The sequence below is a fragment of the Arthrobacter ramosus genome (assembly GCF_039535095.1).
Classification (GTDB): Bacteria; Actinomycetota; Actinomycetes; order Actinomycetales; family Micrococcaceae; genus Arthrobacter; species Arthrobacter ramosus.
The window spans coordinates 4,098,825-4,124,325 of record NZ_BAAAWN010000001.1 but is presented as its reverse complement, the minus strand read 5'-3'; the positions used below and the strand labels follow the sequence as shown (position 1 = coordinate 4,124,325).

23 protein-coding genes and 1 tRNA gene are annotated in these 25,501 nt (G+C 61.2%); 7 read left to right on the top strand and 17 right to left on the bottom strand.

The window, feature by feature from the left end; genetic code table 11:
- Nucleotides 1-60: 60 nt before the first annotated feature.
- Nucleotides 61-885, bottom strand: a complete 825-nt coding sequence (gene otsB, locus ABD742_RS19035; protein WP_234751367.1) for a trehalose-phosphatase — start codon at nt 883-885, stop codon at nt 61-63.
- Nucleotides 875-2,365: an alpha,alpha-trehalose-phosphate synthase (UDP-forming) gene (locus ABD742_RS19030; protein ID WP_234751368.1), complete on the bottom strand. Its 1,491-nt coding sequence runs from the start codon at nt 2,363-2,365 to the stop codon at nt 875-877. Before ABD742_RS19030 ends, otsB begins: the two co-directional genes overlap by 11 nt.
- A gap of 179 nt (nt 2,366-2,544) precedes the next feature.
- On the opposite strand from ABD742_RS19030, the gene ABD742_RS19025 reads away from it, so the two are divergent.
- Both ABD742_RS19025 and ABD742_RS19020 read left to right on the top strand, forming a co-directional pair.
- On the top strand, nt 2,545-3,423 hold the full coding sequence (locus ABD742_RS19025) for a DsbA family protein (protein ID WP_234751369.1): 879 nt from the start codon (nt 2,545-2,547) through the stop codon (nt 3,421-3,423).
- 242 nt (nt 3,424-3,665) lie between these two features.
- Nucleotides 3,666-3,739, top strand: a tRNA-Thr gene (locus tag ABD742_RS19020).
- A gap of 89 nt (nt 3,740-3,828) precedes the next feature.
- On the opposite strand, the gene ABD742_RS19015 is transcribed toward ABD742_RS19020, so the two are convergent.
- The 4 genes from ABD742_RS19015 to ABD742_RS19000 all read right to left on the bottom strand — a co-directional run bounded on the left by ABD742_RS19015 (nt 3,829) and on the right by ABD742_RS19000 (nt 9,794).
- Complete coding sequence (locus tag ABD742_RS19015) at nt 3,829-5,043, bottom strand: site-specific integrase (RefSeq protein WP_234751371.1); 1,215 nt, start codon at nt 5,041-5,043, stop codon at nt 3,829-3,831.
- A gap of 25 nt (nt 5,044-5,068) precedes the next feature.
- Nucleotides 5,069-5,281, bottom strand: a complete 213-nt coding sequence (locus ABD742_RS19010; protein ID WP_234751373.1) for a helix-turn-helix domain-containing protein — start codon at nt 5,279-5,281, stop codon at nt 5,069-5,071.
- A gap of 112 nt (nt 5,282-5,393) precedes the next feature.
- The gene (gene mobF / locus ABD742_RS19005; RefSeq protein WP_234751374.1) at nt 5,394-9,068 is read right to left on the bottom strand and encodes a MobF family relaxase; all 3,675 of its coding nucleotides are present in this window, start codon (nt 9,066-9,068) and stop codon (nt 5,394-5,396) included.
- Nucleotides 9,069-9,581: 513 nt separating this feature from the next.
- Complete coding sequence (locus ABD742_RS19000) at nt 9,582-9,794, bottom strand: hypothetical protein (RefSeq protein ID WP_234751376.1); 213 nt, start codon at nt 9,792-9,794, stop codon at nt 9,582-9,584.
- Nucleotides 9,795-9,871: 77 nt separating this feature from the next.
- On the opposite strand from ABD742_RS19000, the gene ABD742_RS18995 reads away from it, so the two are divergent.
- Complete coding sequence (locus ABD742_RS18995) at nt 9,872-10,546, top strand: HAD family hydrolase (RefSeq protein WP_344788762.1); 675 nt, start codon at nt 9,872-9,874, stop codon at nt 10,544-10,546.
- A gap of 217 nt (nt 10,547-10,763) precedes the next feature.
- The gene (locus ABD742_RS18990) at nt 10,764-11,408 is read left to right on the top strand and encodes a hypothetical protein (protein WP_234751380.1); all 645 of its coding nucleotides are present in this window, start codon (nt 10,764-10,766) and stop codon (nt 11,406-11,408) included.
- 184 nt (nt 11,409-11,592) lie between these two features.
- Here the strand turns inward: ABD742_RS18990 and ABD742_RS18985 are convergent, their stop codons facing one another.
- Together ABD742_RS18985 and ABD742_RS18980 are read right to left on the bottom strand one after the other, a co-directional pair.
- Entirely contained in the window at nt 11,593-12,369 is a 777-nt protein-coding gene (locus ABD742_RS18985) for an AbiU2 domain-containing protein (RefSeq protein WP_234751384.1), read from the bottom strand.
- Nucleotides 12,370-12,596: 227 nt separating this feature from the next.
- Nucleotides 12,597-13,235, bottom strand: coding sequence for a hypothetical protein (locus ABD742_RS18980; protein WP_234751385.1), 639 nt, complete (start codon nt 13,233-13,235; stop codon nt 12,597-12,599).
- Nucleotides 13,236-13,577: 342 nt separating this feature from the next.
- On the opposite strand from ABD742_RS18980, the gene ABD742_RS18975 reads away from it, so the two are divergent.
- A complete protein-coding gene (locus ABD742_RS18975) occupies nt 13,578-14,111 on the top strand; it encodes an ankyrin repeat domain-containing protein (RefSeq protein WP_234751386.1) in 534 nt (177 codons plus the stop codon).
- A gap of 89 nt (nt 14,112-14,200) precedes the next feature.
- On the opposite strand, the gene ABD742_RS18970 is transcribed toward ABD742_RS18975, so the two are convergent.
- The 6 genes from ABD742_RS18970 to ABD742_RS18945 form a co-directional block, all read right to left on the bottom strand.
- Nucleotides 14,201-14,620 carry an SMI1/KNR4 family protein gene (locus tag ABD742_RS18970; protein WP_234751387.1) on the bottom strand — a complete coding sequence of 140 codons (420 nt, stop codon included), beginning with the start codon at nt 14,618-14,620 and terminating at the stop codon, nt 14,201-14,203.
- Nucleotides 14,621-14,800: 180 nt separating this feature from the next.
- Entirely contained in the window at nt 14,801-15,706 is a 906-nt protein-coding gene (locus tag ABD742_RS18965) for a hypothetical protein (RefSeq protein ID WP_234751388.1), read from the bottom strand.
- A gap of 1,056 nt (nt 15,707-16,762) precedes the next feature.
- On the bottom strand, nt 16,763-17,245 hold the full coding sequence (locus tag ABD742_RS18960) for a hypothetical protein (protein WP_234751390.1): 483 nt from the start codon (nt 17,243-17,245) through the stop codon (nt 16,763-16,765).
- The gene (locus tag ABD742_RS18955) at nt 17,242-17,646 is read right to left on the bottom strand and encodes a helix-turn-helix domain-containing protein (protein WP_234751392.1); all 405 of its coding nucleotides are present in this window, start codon (nt 17,644-17,646) and stop codon (nt 17,242-17,244) included. Before ABD742_RS18955 ends, ABD742_RS18960 begins: the two co-directional genes overlap by 4 nt.
- 553 nt (nt 17,647-18,199) lie before the next feature.
- Entirely contained in the window at nt 18,200-18,871 is a 672-nt protein-coding gene (locus ABD742_RS18950; protein WP_234751394.1) for a recombinase family protein, read from the bottom strand.
- Complete coding sequence (locus ABD742_RS18945) at nt 18,822-19,439, bottom strand: hypothetical protein (RefSeq protein WP_234751396.1); 618 nt, start codon at nt 19,437-19,439, stop codon at nt 18,822-18,824. Before ABD742_RS18945 ends, ABD742_RS18950 begins: the two co-directional genes overlap by 50 nt.
- A gap of 171 nt (nt 19,440-19,610) precedes the next feature.
- Here ABD742_RS18945 and ABD742_RS18940 point away from each other — a divergent pair, with 171 nt between their 5' ends.
- Together ABD742_RS18940 and ABD742_RS18935 are read left to right on the top strand one after the other, a co-directional pair.
- Nucleotides 19,611-21,122 carry an AbiJ-related protein gene (locus tag ABD742_RS18940; protein WP_344788756.1) on the top strand — a complete coding sequence of 504 codons (1,512 nt, stop codon included), beginning with the start codon at nt 19,611-19,613 and terminating at the stop codon, nt 21,120-21,122.
- An 883-nt stretch (nt 21,123-22,005) separates the two neighbouring features.
- A complete protein-coding gene (locus tag ABD742_RS18935; RefSeq protein ID WP_234751400.1) occupies nt 22,006-22,905 on the top strand; it encodes a hypothetical protein in 900 nt (299 codons plus the stop codon).
- A gap of 161 nt (nt 22,906-23,066) precedes the next feature.
- Here ABD742_RS18935 and ABD742_RS18930 read toward each other — a convergent pair whose 3' ends face one another.
- The 3 genes from ABD742_RS18930 to ABD742_RS18920 form a co-directional block, all read right to left on the bottom strand.
- Nucleotides 23,067-23,219, bottom strand: coding sequence for a hypothetical protein (locus tag ABD742_RS18930; RefSeq protein WP_234751402.1), 153 nt, complete (start codon nt 23,217-23,219; stop codon nt 23,067-23,069).
- A gap of 122 nt (nt 23,220-23,341) precedes the next feature.
- Nucleotides 23,342-23,503 carry a hypothetical protein gene (locus ABD742_RS18925; protein WP_234751404.1) on the bottom strand — a complete coding sequence of 54 codons (162 nt, stop codon included), beginning with the start codon at nt 23,501-23,503 and terminating at the stop codon, nt 23,342-23,344.
- Between the two features lie 699 nt (nt 23,504-24,202).
- Complete coding sequence (locus ABD742_RS18920) at nt 24,203-25,141, bottom strand: hypothetical protein (protein ID WP_234751406.1); 939 nt, start codon at nt 25,139-25,141, stop codon at nt 24,203-24,205.
- Nucleotides 25,142-25,501 lie beyond the last annotated feature (360 nt).

Sequence of the window (25,501 nt, the reverse complement as noted above, 5' to 3'; positions counted from 1 at the left end):
GTCACATCACAACCAAGAGTATGGCAGTAACTTCCGGCATTCGCCCAAATGTTACGAATGTCACATGTGAGATGAGTCTCCGGAGACTTCGCGGCGACGTTCGCGAAGGACCGCCTCCAGGAGTTCGGCGACGTGCACAGGGGCCTCGACGCGGAACTCGGCCTGCGTGAAATCCAGCCCGACTTTGACGCCGACATCGCCCGTGCCAAGCCTGGCAAACGCGTCTTCGTCCGTCACGTCGTCGCCGGCAAAGAGGATCCCGCTGGCGGAGGTGGCTTGGCGCAGGAACTCGACAGCCTCGCCTTTGGAGGAATGCACCACGGAGGTCTCAAGGACCCGCTTGCCGTTCTTGAGGAAGACCCCTGGCCGGCCTTCAAGCACCGCCCGCGCGGCCGCGACAGCGTCCTCCGCCACGTCATCGGCGGCACGCCGGGTGTGGAGCACGACGCCGGCGGGCTTGTCCTCGAGGACGGTCCCCGGAGCTTCCTGCGAGATTCCGGCCAGGACCTCGCGGACTTCGGCGAGGAGCTCCCTTTGGGCGTCGTCGAGCCGAAGCTCCGCCGAGCCGGGGCCCATCCAGGCCTCCGCGCCATGGCTGCCTATCAGCAGCGTCGCCTCGGGAGGCGAGGCGACCGCCCGCAGGCTGGCCAGTGCCCGCCCGGAGATGAGCGCCGTCGTCGTCCTCGGAAGTTTGGCGAGTTCAGCGAAAGCGGCGGCTGAGCGCTGGAGCGGGCGCGCGGCGTCGGCGTGGTCCACGATCGGGGAGATGGTGCCGTCAAAGTCCATGGCCACCAAAAGGTGCTCGGTACCCGCGATCCTGCGGACGGCGTCCAGCAGCTCGGGCGGCAGGCTCAGAGGGGGAGTGGCTGCTGTCTCAGGAGTCATCGCGCACCACGATCTCTGCCAGGGCCGAGAGGAATTCGGCGGACCAATGATCGACGTCGTGGTCGAGGATTTGCTTGCGCATGGACTTCATCCGGCGGCGGGATTCGTTCGGGGGCAGGTGCACGGCCCTCATGATCGTGTTCTTGAGCCCGTCGATGTCGTGCGGATTCATGAGGAGCGCTTGCTTGAGTTGATCGGCCGCGCCAGTGAACTCACTGAGGACCAAGGCGCCCGTGTTGTTGGTCCGGGCAGTGACATATTCCTTGGCCACGAGGTTCATGCCGTCGCGCAATGCCGTCACCAGCATGACGTCGGCGGCAAGGTACAGGGCCACCATCTCCTCGATCGGGTAGCTGTGGTGGAGGTAGCGAACGGCGGTGTTCTGCATCGTGTCGTAGCTGCCGTTGATGTGGCCCACGGTGCCTTCAATTTCCTCGCGCAGGAGCCTGTACTGCCGCACGCGCTCGCGGCTGGGGCTCGCCACCTGGATCAGTGTGGCGTCCTCCACGGTGAGCCGTCCTTCCTTAAGGAGTTCCTCAAAGGCCTTCAAGCGGTGGGGGATGCCCTTGGTGTAGTCAAGGCGGTCCACGCCCAGGAGGATGGTTTTGGGGTTGCCGAGGTCCTGGCGGATCTGCCGGGCACGTTCGATGATGTCCGGGCGCTCCGCGAGTTCGCTGATCTGATCCACGGCGATGGAGATCGGGAACGCCTGTGCGCGGGCAATATGGGTGATCCGGCCATCCGGTCCTTTGACGTGGATCTGTTGCTGTTTGACGCTTGCGCCAATGAAGCGGCGTGCCGAGCGCATGAAGTTTGCCGCGTCACTGGGGCGTTGGAAACCCACCAGGTCAGCGCCGAGCAGGCCTTCGATGATGGCCTGGCGCCACGGCAATTGGGCGAAGATCTCCGGCGGCGGGAACGGGATGTGGTTGAAGAAACCGATGCGCAGGTCCGGGCGTGCCTGGCGGAGCATGCTCGGCACGAGCTGGAGCTGGTAGTCCTGAACCCACACAGTGGCTCCGTGGTCCGCGTATTGGATCACGGCGTCGGCGAACCGCCGGTTGACCCGGCGGTAGCTGTCCCACCAAGTTCGGTGGAACTCCGGCGGGGCAATGACGTCGTGGTAAAGCGGCCAGAGGGTGGCGTTGGAGAAGCCTTCGTAATAGAGCTCGACATCGTCCGTGCTGAGGTCCACGGGAATCAGGTCCATGCCACCGTGGCTGAAGGGCTCCAACGCTTCGTCCGGGGCGCCGTGCCAGCCCACCCACGCGCCGTCGGTCTTGGTCATCATCGGCGCGAGGGCAGTCACCAGGCCGCCAGGGGAGCGGCGCCAGCCTTCCTCGCCGTTTTCCCCGTCATCGCTGGGGTAACGGTCCACCGGAAGGCGGTTGGAGACCACCATGAAATCGTGTTTCCGGGCCTTTGGAGCCTGATTGCCTTCGGGCTCGCTGTCGATTTTTTCGCTTGCCGTTTCTTGCATTGCTGCCCCCTGGGGTTGCTTGTGACTCACCTCCCACCCTACCGGCGGGAATCATCAAGGACACTTGCTCGTTCCTCAGACTGGAGCCGAAGACCCCAGCAAAGCTGCCAGTCTTCTCCCGTAAACTGGCCCCGTTGCCATTGCTACAACCAACGCCGTCGATCAATCACGAGGAACTGATGAGCCCCGCAAACGAACCACGCCTGTCCAAGGCAGAGCGCACCGCCCAGGCCCGCGAAAAGGCCCGCGAGATCCGCGAAGCTCAGCTGAAGAAAGACAAGCGCAACAAGTTGCTCATCGGATGGGGCATTGTGGTTGCCGTCGTGGCGATCCTCGCGGTCATTGCCCTCGTGTTCACCCAGAACATTGTGAACAACGCCCCGATTGCCGATCAGGGCCCGACGCCGGCGAACGCCAACGTGCACGGCGGCGTGACGCTGCTGAAGGGCACCGATGTGACGAAGGTGGCCGCCGGCACCGTTAGCCTCGCGTCCCTGCCGTCAGCCCCGGCCACCGCGCCCGCCACCGTGACCGCTCCAGGCGCCGAGGCTGAAGCCGGCAAGCCGGTCAAGGTCGTGGCCTACATCGACTTCATCTGCCCTATCTGCAAGAACTTCGAGACCACGTACAGCCAGCAGCTGACCCAGTTGCGCAACGACGGCAAGATCACCCTGGAGTACCGTCCGTTCGGCTTCCTGGACGCCAGCTCCAGCACCAACTACTCCTCCCGCGCCGCCAACGCCGCAGCGTGCGTGGCGAACACGTCACCGGACAAGTACTCGGCGCTCGTGGACCTGCTGTACGCACAGCAGCCCGCCGAGGGCAGCCCGGGCATTTCGGACAACGACCTCAAGAAGTTGGCCACGCAAGCGGGATCGGCCAACATTGACTCCTGCATCGACAACAAGACTTACCGACCGTTCATCAAGGTGGTCACGCAGGAGGCCAAGAATATCGGGATCTCCGGCACGCCCACGGTCTTCGTCGACGGCCAGCAGTGGGATAACAAGACGGACTTCATGACCGTCCTGAATGCGGCTATCGCGGCGAAGAAATAGTTCTCCCGGCCTAGGCCTCCCCTCCGCTGGGCGCGGCTGCTGTCGTGGGACGGGCGTGAGGGCCAGCGACGGCGGTGCCGGCGCTGGTTACCGGTGCTGGCGACGGCGTTGGCCCTCGCGGAATTTCCGTGGGCGGGAGGTCTTGGGCTACCCTTATCTAGCGCTCGCGCGCACAAGCCCCGGTCCGCCGGGGCATTTAGCTCCGGCTAGTCCGGGGCATTAGTCCCGGTTTACCGGGGCGCGCCTCCTTAGCTCAGTTGGCCAGAGCACCGCTCTTGTAAAGCGGGGGTCGTCGGTTCGAATCCGACAGGGGGCTCTTAGTTTGGCTCTGACCTGCGGGTATGTTGATTCTGGTCAGAGCCATTTGAACTTTTTGACGCCGGACTCACCTTTAACTCACCTAAATCAGATTTGGAGGCCGGTCTTGCCAGGCGCTCCTGGTCCCCCGTTGGCTGCGTCGAAGGCGCCGAGCACGGCCCGTGTGTCGATCGCTTCTTTGTATTCCTCGACGTAGTGCTTTCGGGTCATTGACACCTTGGAGTGCCCTGCCTGGTAGGCGGCCGTTTCGGCGCCCATCGTCCGTGCGATGAGAGTCGCGTTGGCCTTGCGGAACGTTTTGAACGTCACCCACGAGTATCCGATTTCGTCTGCCGCTTTGCGCCAGGTCTTGCCGACATTGTTCGGATCGCACACCGTTCCTGTGGATGAGGGAAAGACCAAGTCCAAGGGATTCCCAGTGGCGTTGCTGCGTTGCCTGAGCTGTCGCCTTCGAAGCGACTCGGCGAGATTTGGCGGTATGGTCACGTAGCGGAATCCATGCTCGGATTTTGGGTGGTCTTGAATGGTGACACCCCCGGTGGAAGTACGGATGACTGTGGCGTGGACATGGACGGTCGGCGGGTCTGCGTGGAGGTCGACATCAGCCCAGGACAGTGCGAACAGTTCGCCTGGGCGTAAGCCTGTGGTGATGAGGACGTCGGCGATTTGGTGGAGTTCCTGGGACCTCGTGCGGCCAAGCACCGATCCCTGTTCCCAAGCAATGAGCTTGGTCCTCAGATCCAGAAACTGTTCCGGATCCAGGGCCTGAGGCTTTGCCGCCCGACTTCTCGGGATAGAGATTCCTAGGACCGGATTGATGCTCACAGCGTCGTGGCGCAGCGCAATTTTGAACATCGACGACAACACGGCCCCGCAAGTGCGGGCCGTAGCCGGCCCGGCCGCGTCGACAACATTTCGAATGAAGTGATCCACGACGCCTGGCGTGGTCTCTCCAATGCGGACAGAGCCGATTCCAGGCAGGATGTACTTCTTGACGCTGAATGCGTACTTGTCTTTGGTCCGCGATGCCTTGTCCGAGCGTTGCAGCTCTGCCAGGTAGACCTCTGAGAGGTCGCGGATCTGGTCTGTTGCGCTGATGAGGGCGTTGCCTTGGGTCTGCCTTTTTTGCAGTTTGATTTGGAGATTTCGCCGTGCCGCTGCGGCGGATGGTCCGCGGGCTTCGATTTTTCGCGTTTGCCCGTCGAGGTCCCGGTATCTGGCCCGTGCACGCCAGCTTCTTGCTGTTGCCCGGTCAGTGCGGATGAGACCCCATGTTCCCAGGGGCAGTGGGTATCTGCTCATTTATCGCGTGCAGGTTTTGGGCCGGTTACGGCTCTGCGTGCAGCGACAGCCAGGCAACGAAGTCGCTTTGCCTGATTCGCAGGTGCCTGCCGATGCGGTATGCGTGTGGCCCGATGTGCTTGGCCCGCCACTGGTAGAAGGTCTGTTCGGGGATCTGTAGCTGTGCGCAGATCTCCTTCGGGGTTAGCCACTGTTGGTCAACCTCGACGGGCTGGTTGCGATTTGGCGTCGTCGTCATTGGAGTCTCCGTGGTCTTGGTCACCTGACATACGGTCAGGCTCTGTTCCCACTTCATGGGGGACAAAGGTGCAGACGGCATGACCGTGCGGAGGAGCAGAGTGATCTTGATGTCAGAGCTGCCAACCGACAGTAATGGGGCTGATCTGTGGGGAGATCGAATCTTCCAGCCATGGACCGGGTTGTTGTTGCCGGTTGGCTTGGGACGAAGCCCGGTCGGCAACGCGCTTGAGGTGTTCGTACTGCGATGACTGTTCCCAATCGTGGTCTGCCGGTGCAGGTCCCAGAGGGAGGGGTGAGTCGTCGATACCCCAGCGGTCCCTATAGATGGCAACCCTGGCGACCAGGCGGGCGGTGTCTGTCGCCGTCACGTTCGGCGGGAGCGTTTGGAGGAGTTTTCGTTTCCATTCAGTGTCCTGCGTCAAAGCGGCCGACGCGACTTGCTTGGCCCGCTGCCTGATCTTATGGGTTACTTGGTTGACCATGTCAGCGAGGTCGGGCCGGTTGGTATGAAGTGGTTCGGGGATGACGGCACGGTCGCCGGCCGGTATGCGGGATGAGAAGTCGACGAGCCGGGCGTGCAGAACCGCTGCGACGTCCTTTGCACCGCCGCTTGTTTCCAAAGCGGCCGTGACAATCCGCTGAGCCCCGGGCCGGCTGGCCGCGGTCGCTCGGCGCCAGGATGCGACGGCCGCGCCCCACGAGGGGGATTGTCGCAACAACTCATCAATCTCCGGAGCGCGCGCCTTGATGAACCTTGTCAGGTCTTCGGCGGCTGCGATCTGGGCGAGGTAGTCGTATTCGGCGCTGAGCCGTTCCAGGCTGTCGGCGCTGGACGGTTCGGCGTCGCGGACTTCGTGGGCGGTGCGTTCGGCGCCTTCTGCCGCGAGCACTTCGGCGAGGATCTCCTGCCATTGCGGTTGCAGGGAGGGGTCCAGCGGTTCGTGGTCGGTGGGGTCGTTTTCGCCGACGTACGCGTAATTGCCGCCGCGTCCGCGCGTCATGCTGACGTAGAGAAGCTCGCGGGTGAGACGTCCTTGGGTGACGACGGTGTGGCCGGTGTCGACCGTGATTCCTTGGGAGCGGTGGGCAGTGGTCGCGTATCCCAGTTCCAGGGCCGACTCGACATACTCGCGGTGCAGTGTGACGATGGCACCGGTGTCCCTCCGGACCGCCACCAGCGAGCCGTCGCGCCTGCCGACACGCACGACGTCGAGCAGAGTGCCGTTGCGGATGAAGTCACCGTTGCTGTCGGCAACGGTGCGGTCGTTGCGGCGAGCGATGACCGTGTCACCGCGCCCGGCCCACAGCGCGTCCGCCAGGAGTGCTGTCTGTTCGGCGTCTACAAGACCCTGGATCACGCGGTCCGCCTGGGCGCGTTCGTTGAGCATGCTGACGGTGTCGTTGTCGGCGGCAATCAGGATGGACGACCTTCCCGCACGGATGTCGGACTGCCAGTGCAGATATGCCTGACCGACCATGTCCAGATAGGTTCCGTGCCTGATCCTCTGGTGCTGGGCATAGTCGCTGATGGCTGCGACGTCCCCGGCACGGAGCTTCAACGAGGCATCCCGTTCCCAGGCGTTCTCGAAGCGCCAGATGGTGCTCAACCGGGCGGTCTTGCCCTGGCGGTCCAGCCAGCCCAGGACACCGCCGGCGTCGATGGCATCCAGCTGCCCCGGATCACCCACCAACAGGACCTTTGCTCCGGCGTCCCGGGCCTGTTCCACAAGCGCGGCGAGCTGAAGGGTCGACACCATCGAGGCCTCGTCGACGACAACCAGCTGGTTCGAATGGAACCGCCACCGGTCCTGATCGGCGGAGAGCCGAGCGGCTTTCTGTGCGAGCAGAGCGGTCTGCGGGCTTGACTTAGCCACAGGATTGGTGAGCCGCCGCTCTGCATCGAAGAACCGCTCAGCCCGGCGACTGGCCCCCTCACCGGCGGACTCGTACAGCCACTTGGCGACATTCTCCGCGACCATGGACAGTTCCCGCCCGAGAACCTCGGCGCTCGCCGCCGCGGGCGCCAATCCGACTACGCTGCCGGGACCGAACTCTGCTTCCCAGGCTGCCTTGACCGCGCCGAGGGCGGTGGTCTTACCCGTTCCGGCGGGTCCGACGACGGCGTCGAGCCGGTTTCCGCTTAGCAGGATCTGTGCAGCGGCGGCCCGCTGGTCGTCGTGCAGCCCGAATTTGCCGTGGTGCTGGTAGCCGGCGAGTTCATCCATGGCGACCATTGGCCGGACGGCTGGGCCGCCGTCGTCGTTCCTTGCTTCCATGACGGTCTCCTCGCACGCGAGGGTGGTGGCGTCGGTGTAGAGGCGGGACCCGTGGAAGTCGAAGACGCTCCGCCTGCCGAGACGCAGATCGGGCTGCGCGTCCGCGGGGACGCTGTACCGGTAATCGTTCAGGGGGACTGATTGGGTTTCGGCGGCGGTGGCGACGGCGTCGATCAGGGAGTTCCGGTCCGCCGGTGTGTGGCAGCGGATCGCGACGCAGACCCGTTCGGCCTCGGCGAGGAGGTTCCAACGGTTCCAGGTGGCGCGCTTGGTGGCGACCCGCTCCCGGGTGAGCGACGCGACGGCGTCCACCCACTCGGCGGTGAAGTCTGACGAGCGGTAAGGGGCAGTCCGTGACCTCCGGACGGTGTTGGCCAGTATGAGTCGGGGGTCGAAGCCCGTGGCTTCGGCGCGTGCCCGCCACTGTGCGGAGAGTTGGTGCAGGGGCGCGATGGTCTCGGCTTTGGGGGTTCGTGTGGAGAGAGTTGCTTGCTGGCGGAGCTTGATGGTGGTGGTCGCCGTTGGGGGAGTGTCGTGGGCCTCGGTCCATGCGGCTACCAGGCGGTCGGTTTCTCGATCGATGAGGCGGGAGCGGTGGGAGAATTCGCGGATCAATGTGTCGTGGACCCCGGTGAGCTGCGGGCTGGGGTTGTGGGTGCTGGCCTCGGGCTCCCGGATGCTGATGTCGGTCCCGAGGTGGCGGTGGAGGGAGTCGAAGAGCAGACCGTTGTAGTGTTCGCTGGCGGCAACCGCGGCCTTGTAGAGCGTCCTTGAGTCGAGGGTGACCCAGGCGCCGTCGGTGATCCGCTGGACGCGGTTGGCGATGACCAGGTGCGTGTGCAGCTGCGGGTCCCCTGAACGTGACTCCCAGTGGTCGAAGGCGGCGGCGATGGCTCCCGTGGTGCCGATGCGGGCAACGCCATTGCGTCCGGATCTTGTGTGGATGACGGACTCTTCCAGCCATTCCAGGGTGGCGGTGACGGCGTCGTGGTGGGTTTGAAGGATCTGGTCTTGGAGGGCCCGGGGGCTCAGCGCCCAGAGCACGGAGACTGATTTGGGGACGCTGAACGTCAGATCGAATCCGGCGACGGGCCGGCGGGTGCTGGTTTGTCCTTGGGTGTTTTGGGCGATGGTGGGTTGGCCGTGCGGGCGGCCCAGGGGAGCGCCGGTGTCCGGATGGACGGTTTCGTCGAAGATGGCTTTGGCATCGGTTTCGGTGACTGGGTCGCCGCGGGCTCGGGTGATGCCGCCCAGGCCGCTACCGAGCCAGCGTCCTGGTGGTGCCCCGGCTTTCATGTAGTAAGTGGTGGCGTCTCGGGGAGTGGGCGAGACGTCATCCATCATCGTGGTCTTGAACAGGTACCTCAGACCCGCCTGCGCGGAGAGCCTGGCGATGGACATGGTCATGGCCGTCTCCGTGTCCGCCGTCGGCGGTCTCGCTGCCCGTTGCCGCAGCTCGTAGAGCAGAATCGCTGCGAGGTGCGAGACTGTTCGAAGTCTTGACCACATTCACCGCAAGTCTTCCCATTCACGTCGGTTCATCAACAACGAGCCCGTCTGCTACATGACACACCGTTAGCCGATGCTCACGGCTCTAGCCTTGGGTGCCAGAGGTGTACGTGATGCGGAAGTATCTTCCGCGGGCCGAGGAGTGAGAATTGTGGTGCCGCTTGGCGACGTCTCGTTACATTGGTGCGGGTGAGCCCGTAGAAGTGTATGACGCTGGGCGGAGCACGACGGCCTAGAGAGCAGGATGCTCGCCGCGCCAGATGCGCGGCGCCTTTCGCAGGCAACTCTGCGGGACATCGTGACCGATTACCTCGCCAGTCACGGTCCTTTCCCAGACGGCATGAGTGTCGAGGTCGCGCGCCGGGACGGCTCTGGCTGGGAGCAGGCCGTCGTCGTGGAGCGAACGGGCACCGATGAACGGGCCGTCGAGTAGGACGACGGCACCCAGGCCTGGCGCGATCACAGCGAGCTGCGTCCACGCCGTTAACGGTCGTCGGTACCTCGATTTTTCAGCTAAGAGCCATTGTCGGGCAGTCGATTCCTGAACTGTGCGATTTGCTCGTCTCGCTTCGCCTTCCGATTGACGAAGATTGATGAGGCAGCGCCGAGGGCTCCGGCCGCGACAAGGAACAGAACGCCGATCCATCCCAATAGCTGGTAGATCACCCAGCACATCAGCAGAAACCCCACCACCCCCCAAATGGCGCGATTCACCTTCTTGCTCATGGCTCATCCTATTGACCGGGTAGGGACTTCCGCGACACGGATCGCGCCGGAGGCACGCGCCTGTTTTGATGGCCCGTGTGGCAGTCTTCTTCTTTGATGGTGACCAGGGGCTGTGGGATTTCCAGGCGATGATGCGGCGGGCACTGGCAGCGACGATCGGCGAGCTCCGCAGGCTTCGGCCCGGGACCGGAGGAGACATGAGTGTCGAGGCGTTCCTCACCGACAGGGAGGTCGTCGCGGAACGGTTGCGGGGCCGCGTGACCAACCTCGAGCACGTGCGGTTCGAGGCCTTCAGGCAGAGCCTCGCCCGCCTGCGATTGCGGGACGACGAGCTAGCGGCCTATCTCAACGAGTTTTACCTGCAGCGTCGCTTTGCGGATGTGATGTTCTACAACGACGTCCTGCCAGTGCTGGCAGAGCTGCGACGAAACCACCATGTCGCCCTCTTGTCCAACGGTAACTCCTACCCGAAACGCCTCGGCCTGAAGGATTACTTCCAGGCCGCCGTCCTTTCACAGGAGCACGGCGTCGAAAAACCAGATTGCCGGATCTTCGACATCGCTTCGGACCTGTTGCCCGGGGAACCGCGGATCATGGTCGGCGACTCACTGGCCAATGACATTGCAGAAGCCCAAGCCGCAGGTTGGACCGGGGTCTGGCTCAACAGGGAAGGCGCCCCGAGCCCGAAAGCTGTCCCAGACCTTACGATTCGAAGCCTGCGCGAACTTCTCCCCATAGCGAAGGCCTTGTGACTCTGCATCCCTACTTGGGATCCTTGAACGGACAGTCCGTGTGGGCGGTGGTACGGGAAATGTTTAGCTTTTTGGCCGTTCCCTAAGTTTTTCGTCAATTCCCATGCTGTTGGCTTATGGGCGGAGATAGCTCAAGATTTGAGCATCAGGCTCAGTGGCATCGGCGGAGGACTGCCGGGGGCCCTTGCATCTCGACTCGTGCCCAGGGAACCGGACGATGACCGGAATCGACGATCTCATACCCAAGTCCGAGGACCGTTGGGACACCGCCACAAGAAGAGCACAGGGAATTGCAGACCTGGGTCTCGGCGGTGCCCTGAAGACGTACTACACGCTCTATTTCCCGGCCGGGGTAATTATCCTTGTCGCGGTGGGGACAGTGGGCGGGATGCTGGTCTTCGGAGGCGTCCCGGCGGACTGGCCGTCATTTTTGCTGTTAGGTTTCTTCCTCGCGTGGCTGGGTGCCGCCATCGGCGGACTCATTTACAACGCGAAGAAGATCCGGCCCGCAGTGGAACCCGGCAGGATAGCCGTGCTGCTCTCCCTGGAGGACGAAGAGCGGAAAGACATCCGGCGCCAGGTTCTCGGGAAGACCCCCGTTGATCCGGAGCATCTTCTCGTCTCGCGGGCCGCCGCTGTGCAACTGCGAAAGAATGTCGCCACACAGCTGATCTGGATGTCCATGTTCCCGCTTGTATTCATTCCCCAAGTCATACGAGGAGCAGGGTTCATCGCATGGTTCATGGGGGCTGGCGTGGTTGTCTTGGTGATTGGGACGATGTTCGTTGTTCGCGACTTCCTGCGTGCTGGCAGGTTCCTCGCCAGGACAACGGAACCGGGAGACCCGGACGCAGCCCAGTGACGACAACAGCGGCCGGCCGTAGCCTCCGTTTCGACAACTACCGCCCGCTGCGCCGTACGGAGCGGCGCCCGGTAAGGGATCTTCTACCGGACACTTGCCAAGGAGTTTCGGTTGGTCATGAATTCAATGAGCCCGAGGTGCCCTCGAAAGACTCGTTGACACGAAGTGGGCGATGCTCTGGAGCCTATATGTCAGGACCGCCCAGGTCTCGTTTAGGTTCTGCCGTAAGCCAAGGTTCGTAAAACACCCGGGTCCATGGAAACTGAAAGATCGGAGGCCCTTCGATTCGATCACTCGAGGTCAGAAGAAGAAAAAGGTACTTTTTCAGCAGATCGAAATGAAGGTCAAGGGCAGCGTCGACGTCGCCGTATGAGGGAAGGTCAGCAGTCGGCCTCAGTTGAGCGTGCGCGACATGCTCATTGACATACTTCTCAACCTTCTTTGATGCTTCACGCAATGCCGCCAGATCCGCGGAGGGAATCGCTCCCTCCAGATGCCCTTGATAGTGAGGATCAGCGATTCGGGTGAAGGTCTGATCCAAGTGAAGTGCGATGGCAACCTGCGTTCCGCCTATGTACCATTCTCGTGTGACTCGGTGCGGCTGCTCCGCCAGCCGTGTCAACAGTTGAGTGAAGGATTCTGTCCTCGAATCTGCATCCACCATCTTCCGAATCCCCAGCGCCGCTGTTGAGGCGTAGAGTTCACCCACCCATTGCGCGAAATACGGCTGTGCGTGCGCGACTGGACTTCTCTTAGCGGCCTCAAGGAAGGTGTGCCAAGTTGCTCTGTGCCTAAGGAGGTTTGTGACCTCATCGTCGATTCTGCTGATCAGCTCACTCCACTTTCGTGGTGGGGCCTTCTCGATGCGGGTCCTAGAAGCCAGGTCGGCGCGGCCGTACTCCTTGGCCAAAGCTGAAAGCTCAATCCGGGGCTTCCAAGATTCTGCTTGCTGGTTGCCCATACGGCCGTACCCCCATCAATTCGTTAGACCATCGAGGCCCCGTCATTAGTTCCAACCGTGCGTTTCGAGTATGTCCGCATAGCTCCCGAGCCCGGATTGGCGCAGGTACGGCGGGCCAGCGGACGCCGCACTCAAGTTCATACGCTCCAGAAGCCCTCAAAACCCAAGACGTAAAGAGGCCGCTCCAGCGACCGGAGCGGCTCCCTTCTACCACCAATGCGCAGCCCTCAGCCCTCCGAACCGCTCATCTTGGGGAGCGGAATCTTGCTCAGGATGTCCCGCTCTGCCTTGATTGCGGCGATGCGCTGCTGTATCGGCCCAAGGTCCGCGATCCGCGTGTTGTGACCTTCCACTGCATCGCGGTGTTGGTCGAGGTGCCAATTGACGCTACGCAGCACCTCAGCGAAGCTCTTGCCGATCTTCTCTGGGTCGGGGGCCTCTCCCGCCGGGTTGACGAATTCAACCGTGAGCCTGCGCCCGGAATTGTCTACGTGGCCGGCTGGCGGGTTAAGAGTGTATGTCGTCGGACGGATCGAAAACAGTCCAGCATCCCCGGTAAAAGGGACAGCGAGCCGGTACACCTTTACAGACCTGCGCACGTCATGGAATGAGTACTCCCGGCCGAGGTTCACGGTCCTGTCGACGGAGTCCGGCGTGCCGTCTGGCTCATGGATTCTGAGGCCCATGACTCCATGGCGTTTGAGGAGTTCAGCGGCTACTTTATCGGGCGATGTTGCCAGAAGACCGCCGGGATTCCATCGCGCCAGATCCTCGGCGTAGTCGTTCATCTTCGATGTCAGGAACTCCGCGATCCCTTGTCCCGCAAACAGGGTCCTGACTCGCTTGTTATCCACTGGGATGTCCATACGTATCCTTGCTCTTAGTAATTGACTGCTCGGAAGGAGGGACCTAGAGTTTCGGACTGGAATAGTTCGGGCCCTAGGCCCCTCGGAGGCCGGGCGTTGACGCGCCCGGCCTCCACCTTTAAATGTGACAGCCGGCAGACCAAATTACAACGTTGGGATTTAGCCGCAGGCTGCGTACGCAACACAGCATGCCGTCGGGCTCGCGGAGGAGGCTTGCTTGCGGCCTCAGGGGCGTCCTGTGTCCGTTGAGGGATCCTTTACCGGACGCTCTGAACAAAATCTGTCTGCAGGGATTGGGGCGCACCTCCGAACGAGCAGCGAATCTTGGTGGATGCTTAGACCATGCCCTCGAAGCCGAGCACCCCACGCACCTTGGGGTTCGCCGTGTGGAGCGACAACGTCGCCCTTGTCCGCGAACTGCTGGACGCCGGTGCTTCTGTTGACAATTACGGTTCTGACACAGCTGCCGATGTGACGCCGTTGATGGAGTCGGTCGACGAGCTTGAGCCCTTCTATGACGCTTCCAGGCTGGTTCTGACGCGGCTTCTCCTGTCGGCCGGTGCTGATGTAGCTACGCGCGACAACACCGGACGCACTGCCTTGCACTACGCTGTCGGAGCTGGTCGCAGGGCGGTCGAGGTTCTCCTCGCGGCCGGTTCGGATGTAGACGCCGCCGGTGACGGAGGGGCCACACCGCTACACGAAGCGATCGTCCGCGGGAATGTCTCAGCAATCGAAGCCCTCAGTCAGGGTGGCGCGAATCGCAGCGCCCGAGACCACGCAGGTCGCACACCCGCGGACCTGCTGTCCGAGAACAAGGATGTCTTCACATCTGAGGAACTCGCTGCCGTGAATCTTCTGCTTGAGTCCACCTAGTCTGCGCCCGTTCGACGTTCGCGAGACGCTTATCTACGGTTCGTGACGTTGCCGGGGACCCGGCGTTGCGTCGCGATAGATCGTGCTCCTCAGACCTTGAGTGTCCCGGTCATCCAATCCTCGAGGTAGCGCATGACGGTCGGTGCGACCCATACACGGCTGTCATCCACGTGGTTCCAGACGTAGATCTCGTGATTTCCGGTGAGAGAGACGGCGAACTGGTCACCGTTGCCAGCGTCAGCAAAGAAGACGAGTCCCGCGAAGGGCATATAGAGCCGCCGGAAGTCTGAATTATTCCGGAAATAGGCGTTGTCCTCAGCAATTCGGTGCGTGGGCCAAAGCAGGCCCAGACCGTACTCACCCTCGATGCCATTCGTCTCTGCCAGGAGTTGCCGAAGTTGGTCAGGGAGCTTGTACCCTAGTTGGGCTTCGCACGCTAGAACAGCGTCCGCCGCTGCAGGGGCACCGAAAGCTGCCTTACCCCAGTGCCGAATCTGTTCCACGAGCATGCCACCATCATGCCGCACCGGGTTCCGGGCCGCTCCCTCACGGCAGTAGACGTCACCGTCCGTCCGTTGAAGGATCGATCACCGCACCCTCGGTGCCCGATAGCCGAACGTTGAGCCGGCTCTTTGCAGGCGGGGCCCGGTGGGCCATTCTCGTTGCGGAATGCTGCACGGCCTCACTGGTTATGAAAGGCCACCTTTTTTGAAGAGGTCCGTCCACCGTTTCCTCCGCGGGCCCGTGCGGGCACGCGTCAGTTCACGCATCGCCTCGTAACGGGGTTGGTACATGAATACGCCGAACCAGCTCCATTGAACCCCGGACACGATGACGTCGCCACTCATCACGGACCCGTCGCGGTATTCGCCCGCCGGAGGCCGGGGAATGCCCTTGGCGATCACCTCACCGATGTCCGCGCTGAACGCTGAGGCTTTCTGCGCTGTAAGGACACTAAACAGTTCCGGCCGTATCCTGGCCGGTCCTTGCTTGAAAGGATTGGGGACTTCACTGTCGGTAAACAGGGGCGGCGCGGTGGCCATGAACTCTCGCGTCGGCAGCTCTCCTGCGTCCTCCCATAGCAGCAGTTCCACTACCGGGTTTTCGGTGCCTTTTGGCCAGCCGGGTTTATGCCCTACCACCACCACGATCGCGCGCTTACCGCCCGGAGACCGCAGCAGGACAGCATCACCGACGTCAAACGCCACACCGTGCGGCACGGGACGCTTCAAACGCTTCGGTGCCGGCTGCGGTCCGGCCAGCTTCCTCCGTAGCCTCTCCAGCACTTGCTGCCGCTGTTTCGCCAGGCCAGGATCCTCCTCTTCCCAGCGGGCAACGTCGCCCCCGCGGTCAAGGATGTCCAGTGCCGTGTCCCGCACGTCGGGACGGAGTCGACCTGTCTCATGCTGGGCCGCGGCCAAGGCAAGCCAAAACACCACACCGTCGTCCGGGTCGTCCGCCTGCGCCGCATAAGAATTGATGAGCTTTGCCGTCAGTTCCTCGGGAGGGACTCTGCCGAGGATCCCCTCCCGCCAGTCCGCACGCACATCAGCGGCCACGTCATCGGAAAAAATCGCAGTACCCCAGCTACCCATGAAGACAGCATAAACACGACCACACAACCATCACCGACCTCAGAGCCCGACGAATTTCACAGACGGCCTGTCCAGCGCAGAGCGCCGGCCAGTTTCATTTGAGCATCCCTCTGCGAACGCGACACAGTTCGCTCCGAGGACGATCCTAATCGGCGGTGCGTTTGACAGGCCCTAGAAGCTTGACCGAGCCCACTGTTCTCCCAATGCGGATCGCTCCGCTTCTTCGTTCGGGCCTAGGTCGAGGACCTCAGAGACTGACGGGTCCCTATCGATTACATGGCCGATGCCAACGACTCGGTACACGCCCGCATCATCTGGATGCTCATCTCCGCAGAGCGCGCACCAATCCCCGTCTGGCCGGGCGACATAGAGCACCGGCCTAATTCCGTCGAAGACATCAATGCACACGTAGCACTTCGTCTCATGAGGCAGACCCTGCGGTAGAAGTGGGTGCTTCACAGACATGCGCCCCTCGTCGGGGGTACTGGAACACGCCCGGCAGACAATCCGTTCCCCGGCTTCATGCCGCAACTATCGCACGCGTCAATCTTCCTGCGGCTCAACGAAGTTGCGACGCGCGGGACACAAATGCACACTATTTCGCGCATGGCCTTCCCCTTCTTGCCTTTCCTGAGGCTGCCCGTAAGCCGGTCGATCACCGTGCTGCGATGGCCCGCTCGCCACTCCGCACAATTGCTGGTCACGACTACGTACGTAGGACCCGCACGATCAAATGCACGGCGACGTATCAGGGGCCAGGTAATGCTGGTGCTTATTTATGAGGCTTTGGAGCAACTCCGCACCTGTGCGCAGTTCATGTTGGTCGTTCATGAACGCCGTCGAGCTGGCCCAGAGGACTTTCTCCCGGATGATCCCGGCCAAGCCTGCGGCATTCGTATAGTGCCAAACAATTCCCTCCGGCCAGCTTTTGCTTGAGAGCAGGTCAGGAAAACCGTGCGAATCGGGCAGGCCGAAATGGGCTCATTCGCCAAGAATAGGGCGTCAGACACGGACCCGACCAAACTGAGATTTGGCCGGGTCACCTGAAGTCAGAGACTAGACCACGTCCTCCTCGACATGGGGAGTGGCAGTTGCCTCTAATGAGCGATGCTCACCCTGAGTAGTGTCGTCATCGCTGCTAGTTCGTTCCTCGAGGATGGTGACCTCAATTTCTGGAGCCTTCCACGGGATGTCAAACTTTTCGTTCAACCCGAGCATGCCAATGATGATGCCCGCTTGCTGGCGGCAAAAATCGTAAAGGGTTTCTAGGGCCTCAGAGCCCTCGACTGCCAAGGCATAGTCCCTATCAGTTTCAGCAGCCCCGGTATCCAAGAAGAGAGAACCGATAGTAACGGTGAAACCGGCTTCCTTGTTTGCGCCATGTAATGTGCCGATAACTACCCGACCGGCTTCAACGACTTCTTCCTTGGAGTAGGCGGCCGTCCACTGCAAGTGGTCCTCTGCTTCATGGTCGGAATGTGCCTCCACGCTGAGGACTTTGGGGTCCACGAGAATGAAGGCCCTATTGAATTCAGTCATGGTCTCGGCCGCACCAAGTCCTTGATACGGTCCACATTCTGGTGAGTTTCGTGGACGTGCCGGGTTCGAGGTCCGCCGCTGTTGATATAGGCGTCTCGAATCAATTGTCCGCGGGAAGGAGTAGTAACTGGCTCCTCGACTTCGATGTCGAGCGCCAGGCGCGCGCCCAGAACATGCAGTGTCTTGGCTAGATTTCGAACTGTGATGTTGCGGTCTCCCGAGAGTCTGGCCGTGATTTCACTGCGGGGAACTCTCAGTAATCTTGCTAGATCAGAGCGACCGACCTGTGCCTTTTCCATCGCGAGGGCAATCAGCTCACTAGCATCCACCATCGCGGCTTCCTCGGCGTAAACCGCCTGAAACGTGGCGTCCCCGACAGGGAAGACGTTTGAGGTCTCCATATTGCCCCTCCCCTTCAATTCCACTCCCAGAAGATGTTGACAGCCTTCTGGATTTCCCTATTCACTCTGCTATCGGCCGGCTTGGGCCGCCCATGAGTCGCGTACCAAGTTACGTGGTACCGGATCAGATACAGCCTGTACTTGTCCGCTTTAAGCTCGAAGATATCGAGCTCGTCGCGTTTGGCAAGGTGTCGAAGATTTTCTGGGCTTTTGATGTTGTGATGGTCGCGTAGACGCTCGAAGTACCGAAGGTACTTCGCTTGAAACCGCCGGTCCAAACTGCCCAGGAATTCCTCTGCATCGCATGCCCCCGACCTACGAACCATCGCCAGAACGGTGTCGCAATCTGGCAACAGTCGCTTACAGTGTTCGTGTTCAGTCATAACTGAACAACCGCTTTCAAGGTATCACACGCACCAAAGCTTCGACATATCGTTCTGATCACGCTTCTTAGGCTCTTCCCCATATAAGGCCCCATGACTGCAGTTGGCCGAGGCATAGGGCCCAATCATAGTTCCTCGCCGGGCGCAAGTGGCGTGAGAAGGGCGGCAAATTATGCTGTGCCCTTGGGCTTTGATGGCACAAGCTGGCGGCCGATGCTGCTTTTGTTGAGGTGTCCGTAGATCGTTGAGCGCGGGACTTGAAGCAGGTCGGCAATGCGTTGGACGGTGTGGCTCCCGGCGTCGTAGAGCTGTTCGGCGTGATTGGCTTGGTCGGGCGTCAGTTTCGGACGTCGGCCTCCGCTTTTTCCCCGGGCGCGGGCGGCCGCGAGTCCGTCGCGGGTATTGCCGATAATGAGCTCGCGCTGGAGTTCAGCCAGGACGGCGAGCATCCCGAACATCGCCCGTCCTTCCGCGGTGGCGGTGTCGATGCCTTGCTCCAGGACACGCAAGCCCACGCCTCGTTCCCGAAGGCCCGCCCCGAGAGTGACAAGGTGCAGTACCGAGCGTCCGAGCCGGTTGAGGCGGGTGAAGACGAGCTGGTCGCCGGGTCGGTTGGCCGACGCGAGCGCTTTATCAAGCTCGGGCCTGCTGGCTTTGGCGCCACTGGCGTGATCGATGTAGATGTTTTCAGGGTCGACGCCAGCACAGATCAGTGCATCTGTTTGGTGGTTAGGGTTTTGCTCTACGGTGGAGATCCGCGCGAATCCGATCAGGGAGACGCCTTTGGTTGATTCAGGACTGCGACTTAGGGCCGCCGAGCCAGTAGAGCGCAACGTCGACATCTCTCGCAGTCCAGGCGTTCCCATGCTGCTTCGCGATCGACCGCAGTTCTTCTACCAACTCCATGTAGCGCCCGTACCTGCCGCGCAAGAGCGGACGATGCAAAATGTTCAATCCAGCTCGGGCGCGCCGGTCGTACACAGCCATGCGCTCGGGTGCTGCTGCCAGCAGGAGAGCTGATGCTAGTGCGTCCCCTGTTCTGAAGCCAGGCAACGGCTTCAGCTCCCCCCGACCAGCCGTAGCCGCTTGAGGTACGGAGAGCGAGACGTCGGTAACGGCGCGCACCGCCTTCTCCGTCACCGCCCGCACTTTCGGTTCTTGCCATGTCATCAGATCGTTGACCCAGGGAGTATTTGCACGGAGGCGCTTCCAGAACAGCAGGGTCCCGATATCGGCCTTACCGATGCTGCCGCTCGCCTGAATTCGGTCAGCGACTTCCTTGAGCACTTGGTCGTATGCCGGCGATGTAGCCGCCAAATAGGCGCCGTGGGCTGCGCGAAGTGTCTCCCAGACCTGCGAGTCGTCCACGGCGTGGGGCGTTTCGTCCTGCTCGTCCATAGCTGGAAGCATGCCACACACGTTGCCAGTCGTCCGGCCGTGACGAGCAGGCGTGGCAGAAGATGAATATGCGGGCCAGTGCGGGGGAGCCCGATGCTGGGATTGTCCCAGTCCCAAGGAAGTGGGACGGCGTCCCAGCGCGCCGTCGTCCGCACAGCTCAGCGTGGGTTGAGAGAATCAAGTATGGCTTCTATCGAATACATTCCTGCACGGCTGCGAAGCGCTTTTCGTGAGCAGGCGCGGGGGATTGTCATGCATGACATCGAGAGGATGTGGCAGGACGAGGGATTCGCTCCCGGGTCGGGTCAGTCCTTCAGCGGCGTGCGAATGTCTCTTTGGTCTGATTATGAAGCTTCGGTGCGATGGTCAGATTGGGAGCACGTTTCAAGAGTGCTCAGGGTCTATGAGGGGGCTATTGCCATGGCCACGCCTGACGACCGCGAAAGGCTTGCTGGATTGTTGATCCGCGAGGGATTTCGGGTGGGTAAAGCTGGCCGGATTGAATACGTCGGAGCGGGTAACAGGATCACCGAGGTGACTCGGACTCGAATTTTGGAGTATTTAGAGAAGACGTCTGGAGGCCGAAACTGGGCCGGGCGATTTGATCCACCCGAGTTTTTGAGGAGACTCTACGATCTCGCGGCGATGCCGAGTGAAGACCCACGATTCGAGAATGCCGAGCTGGATGTTTGGCAGCATTGCGTCAACAATGACGACTGGGACTTCGACTGGGTGTTCAACGATTCTAGGTTCGAGTTGTCCTCTGATGGCATGCTGTTGAGGTTCCTTGCAGAAATGCTGCATCCAGCAGTCCGTACCAACCCAGAAGAAGTTGCTGCTCTTGTTGGCGGTCTCAACGAGGCACTGAGGCCGGATGGATACGAGCTTTACGAGAAGTCCACTGTCAGCGGCCGTCCGCTCTATGCATGGCGAAACCTTCAAAGCACCATAGCCCGGCTAGAAAAATCTGGACGTGACTACGCTCTCAAGTCCATTGGTGAGGGATCCTACGCGCACGTGTACAAGTACAAGGACGATGAGTACGGCATGCATGTAGCCGTGAAAAGGGCTCGCCGGACACTGAACGCAACAGAGCTGGCCAGGTTTAGGGCTGAGTTCGACGTCCTCGCCAGCCTCAGTTCCCCGTACGTGCTGACTGTGTACCGATACAACGAGTCTGACAACAGCTACGCCATGGAGTACTGCGACTACGCACTGGGCAAGTACATCGAGGAAAACAATAACAAGGACAACTTTGGCTTTGCGAAACGTAAACGCATCGCCCTGCAGTTCCTTTATGGAATCAGTTACCTTGCCGTCAAAGAAGTCCTGCATCGAGATTTGAGCTTTACGAACGTTCTGGTCAAGACGTACGACGCGGGCGTTGTTCAAGTGAAACTGTCTGATTTTGGGCTACACAAGACCCAAAAGTCGCTGTTGACCCGGACAGGCACTGAAATGAAAGGGACAATCCTTGATCCCACACTGGACAGCTTTAAGGATTATTCACTAGCTAACGAAATCTACGCTGTCGGGCATGTCCTTTCTTTTATCTTCACAGGACGCAAGGCGCCCCACGTTCGGGGAGAAAACCTCGGCCGTGTCGTTCGACGTTGCACAGACCTGAACTTGGAAGCTCGATACAAGATTTTGAACGAGATCATCAATGAGGTGATGGGCCTTACGGAAGTTTGATCCTCAGATACAAGGAATCCCGTCGGCCGGGCGCATGGAGTTCAACACGGTGCTCCAGACTCTCCTACGCGCCTACCGGGTGTTCCGGTTCTAAGAAAGTGGGACGGTTGTAGTTGGGATGTTTCCGGTGCGCGATTTACTCGCGCGGCCGTTGCGGGTGCTGGATAGTCTTGCTAGATGTACCCCGTTATTTTTCTTGGCGCCGTATACAATTTTGTCGGATTCCCAATGAAGCTCTCCGACGACGACTCGTTCCTCACTTGGACAGGGATCGTCACCCCTTTGTTCGCCGCCCTGGCGTCTCTCTCAGTTGCGATAGTGTCTGTTGTCATCGCCTCGCAGGCGCGAAACATTGCTAAGAGCTCCGAGGCCGCTCGGGTAAACGCTGAGTCAGATCGGGTGAATTTCGAGCAACAGCTAAGGTTCGACGCTGCCCTCAAAGATCTCTACGTGGGATCTCGCAACGAATAGAAGCGCTGAGAGCCCACGATGCTGGTGTCAGGGCGAACATGCTTAATTTGGGACGCGGTGGGCCAGGTGTAGCCGTGCCAGCACACCCTCCAGTCTCTTCTCTGCTTGCCCTGATTGCAGCAGCACGATTGGATGCCCAGGAGAATGAGCCTCTGGACCTCTTAGAGTCCGTTGCCGCGTGTGCGAATGACGTTGCGCAAGCAGGAGGTCCTACGCCCGAACCGGAAACTCGTGACGAAAGAGAGCACCGGGCAGAAAGGGAAGTGGACTCGTGGGGGAGGCTCTTGAACTACGTCGATGAATGGCGCCATTCAGGCACCGATACCCGCGAATCGATACTGAGTGAAATGGAAGCCGCCAGGAAATGAGACACCGGTCATGGGAACTTTTCCGGAGCTGCGACAATAAGCGGATGACACCCTCTGATTTCTACACGGACCGTATGAACGGCCCGGTTCCTCGGACGCACGACACGCTTCCTAAGGCGACCGCCGAGGGCCTTTACAGCTTGTTTAGGTCCAAAGCGCGGGCGCATTGGCTCGCTCAGCATTTTCCCGAACACTGTGTCGACGGCAACACAATCAGCGGTACCGATCTGGATGCGCTGTGGAGCAATGTGCGAGCGGTGATCCCCGAGTTCAAAGTAGCGTCGTCGCCTTTTGGGTTCCAGGAGACACAGTCTGACGGAGTCCTGTTGGACTTGACGGAATACGCGGCGACCCGGGTTGCGAGGCCTATTCCAGGCCGGTGGCACGAATACATGAAGCACTTCGAACTGGACTTTGCTGAAGCTCCAGGCCGAAAGGAGTTTCGCGACGAGGTCAATCAGATCCTTCGGCGTGGAGGAACAATGTACGAGTTGGACGCTGGAGGGCGGATTGTCCGTATCGGAAGCCCTGAGGTGCAGCAGGTTATCGGACAGATGGCGCCGGCAAGCGGTGATTCGACGCTGGACGGGCTCCTGGTGCAGGCCAAGGGTCTCTATCTCTCCCGGAAGGAAGACGACAGGGCGCTGGCCCTAGAAAAGCTTTGGGATGGCTTTGAACGACTGAAGACAGTAGACGTCTCCGGTAACAAGAAGCAGAGCTCCAATGTGCTGCTGGACAATATCACCAGTGCCGAGTTCCGTGCGGTCACCAGCGCCGAGATGATTGCTCTTACGGCTGTGGGCAACCAGTTCATGATCCGTCATCACGAGACCGACAAGCACCCGGTGCCCGAGGAGGCGCAGGACTACCTTTTCGCCCGGATGGGTTCGCTAATCGTCTTTCTCCTGAAAGCTAGCAACCGCCTGGCCGACTTGAATCGGTAGTGCCCAGCGGACGTGGGATGTATAGCTAGCAGCCGGACCTGGCCGAGGGTGCGGATCCCGCCGTTGCTACCTCAATTCTTTACGAGGGGGTGGACGTCGGAACAGGAACGACCGCGCGTCGTGGTTGGGAGGGCGGTCCAGGAGCCTGGTCTTCCGGGCTACTAGGGCCTGTCTGATCCTTGGTTATTGCGCCTCCGCTGGTGCAGTTGCACCAGGCACGCCTCGTAGCCGGCCATCACTTCGTCGAAAGAAGATAGTTGCAAGCCGTCGTAGGCGGCGGCAGCGTCGAGCGGATCGGGTAGCTCCTCCTCCACGGAACATCACAGGGGCTCGCAGCGCAGCCCGTCCCATTCGAGGGTGGCCACAGCCCAGGGACGCACCGGCGGGGAGCCCGTGATAACTGCGGATTTCAGCGTGTCGGTTAGAAGGTTGCGGGTCACAGCCCGCCACGCCTCGAGGAAAGGACCCTGAGCATCTCGATCCGCTCGTCGTCCTTGCCGTCATAAGCAAAGAACAGGTCCTTGGACAGTGCGTTGCACTCTTCGGCGGACTGCACGAGCGAATGGGCGACCCGGACGCGGGCTGAAATAGTCTTCAAGAACGGGCACGCGCGTGCCCTTTCGCGATGATTCAATCAGTTTCTACTCTGTGCCACCCGCCGGTGGTGACGGTGGGGATCGCCGCCCGCAACCCCGGCGGTAGCCCCCTGAGCGCCTGAGAAGCCGGCTTGGCTCCCAGGTGATATTCCCGTGGTGCCCCGGCCCCGCGCATCTGTGTGGGTGACGTCCCGGCTGAAAAGAACCAGGCCACGACGGCAGGCGAGCCGCCGACGCCAGGCCTGGACCATGGGGAAGCCCCGCGTTAGTCGCAGGTCTCCACATTCCGCTCTGAAACTCGGAGGGTGCCCCTAATCCTCACTTTGGGGCAGCTTTAGGTGTATCGGGTCCACCACTGCTGGGTCTCGTCGTTCCTTGGTGCCAGACGTCGGCTGTGGAGGAGATCGTCGACCATGAAGGACCAGCGGGAGGCTGCGGAAATCCCTCTCGGCGGACAGGAGGAAGTATCGGCTGTGAGGGTTTTGGACGGGTAGCGGTCGGGCATCACTGGCGGAACCATTGCGACCGACTCACCTTTAACTCACCTTAATGAGCGGCAACCAATGACAAATCATCGCCCATCATTGCCCGCAAAAACCCCTAGATTCCGGGGGAGAGCGACCATATTCCCGGCGCGCAGAGGCGCCTGGGCCTAAAGCGGGGGTCGTCGGTTCGAATCCGGCAGGGGGCTCCGATTGTGGCTAAATGGCTCTGCTGATGCGTGCCACGCATATGCGGCCGTTGTCCTGCCTCTGGATGAGGGCCAGCCGTTTGCCGTCCGCGATGAGCTTAAGGGTGACTTTGTCGCCTTTACTTGCAGGGCCGATCGGGCTTGAGAATCGGTAGAAGATATAGAACGAGCGCCGGTTTCCTGCGTGGTCCTTCGCTTCGAGGCGGATCGTGACGCCGTTCCGGGCGGCGGTCTTCCGTGCGACCGTGACCTCGACCTGACGCCACTGGGCTCCGGAGGCAAGTAATTTGCGGATTCCGCCATAGTCTCCTAGCTCATTCCTGAGTACGAGGGCGATTGCGGTCGGGAGGATCAGCAGAAATATGCCCATGGTCACGGGATCGGGATGGTTCGCGTCGTTGGCGCCGTCGATCCAGATGTCATGCGGATCGGCTGTGTCGACGTCGATCGTTGTCCGGAACCCGGGCCCGGGCAGAGTATTGCACTTCGCGTTGACTTTGGCGACGCTGTGCAGCTGGTGGCCGTTGACGGTGTAGTCGACGTCCAGCTGACACGAGGAAACGCGGCGTGCCGAGGTATCGGTTTGTGCCGTGACCGTCCCGTCGTTCTTGGTGTAGCTGGCGAGTGTGTGTTTGATCCCCGCGATGATGGCCCATCCGAGCCAAGCTGAGACCAATGCGATGACGACGACAGCGGCGGCTCGTTTGAGCCAAAGCCCCCTGCGAAGCCAACTTCCTTTCCACGTCGGGGGTGCGGAGTCCGGCGGTATGGTGGCCTGCAACCGAGTGCTCTTGGTGAGCTGGACCCATGGTCCCGTCGCCTCGCTGCCCCTGACCGCCGACGGAGCTTCGATGGTTTCGCGTGCAGAGTGCCGAGGGGTTCTGAGTGGAAGATTGCCGAGCTCGGACGAGGTCAGGTTCGCCTTTGCCGTGAACCATGTGCGGGACATGGCGCTCGTGTTCCACTCGCTCTCGACCTTGCGCGCCGCATCCGAGCCTGTCAGCGTTCAGGGCAGATACTGGCCGGTTCCGAATGCCCCCGGAACCAATGATCCTTCGGAAACGAGCTCTTTGATCGCATCCAGGGTGAATTCCCTAGCCTGTCGATGATCCGAAAGAAGACCACTGCCCCTTGCGAGGGCGACTAAGTCGGAGGCGCTGAGCCACCGGTCAGCGGCCGCTGCCATCAGCGGCTCCCGAAGAGCGTCGGCCTTCACGCGGGCACGTCGGCAGGAACATCGCCTGGAGCCCGAGCCGAGTTGTGTCCAAAGATGTGGGTCATTGCGTTTCCCCCGCCGCGGATGCTTCCC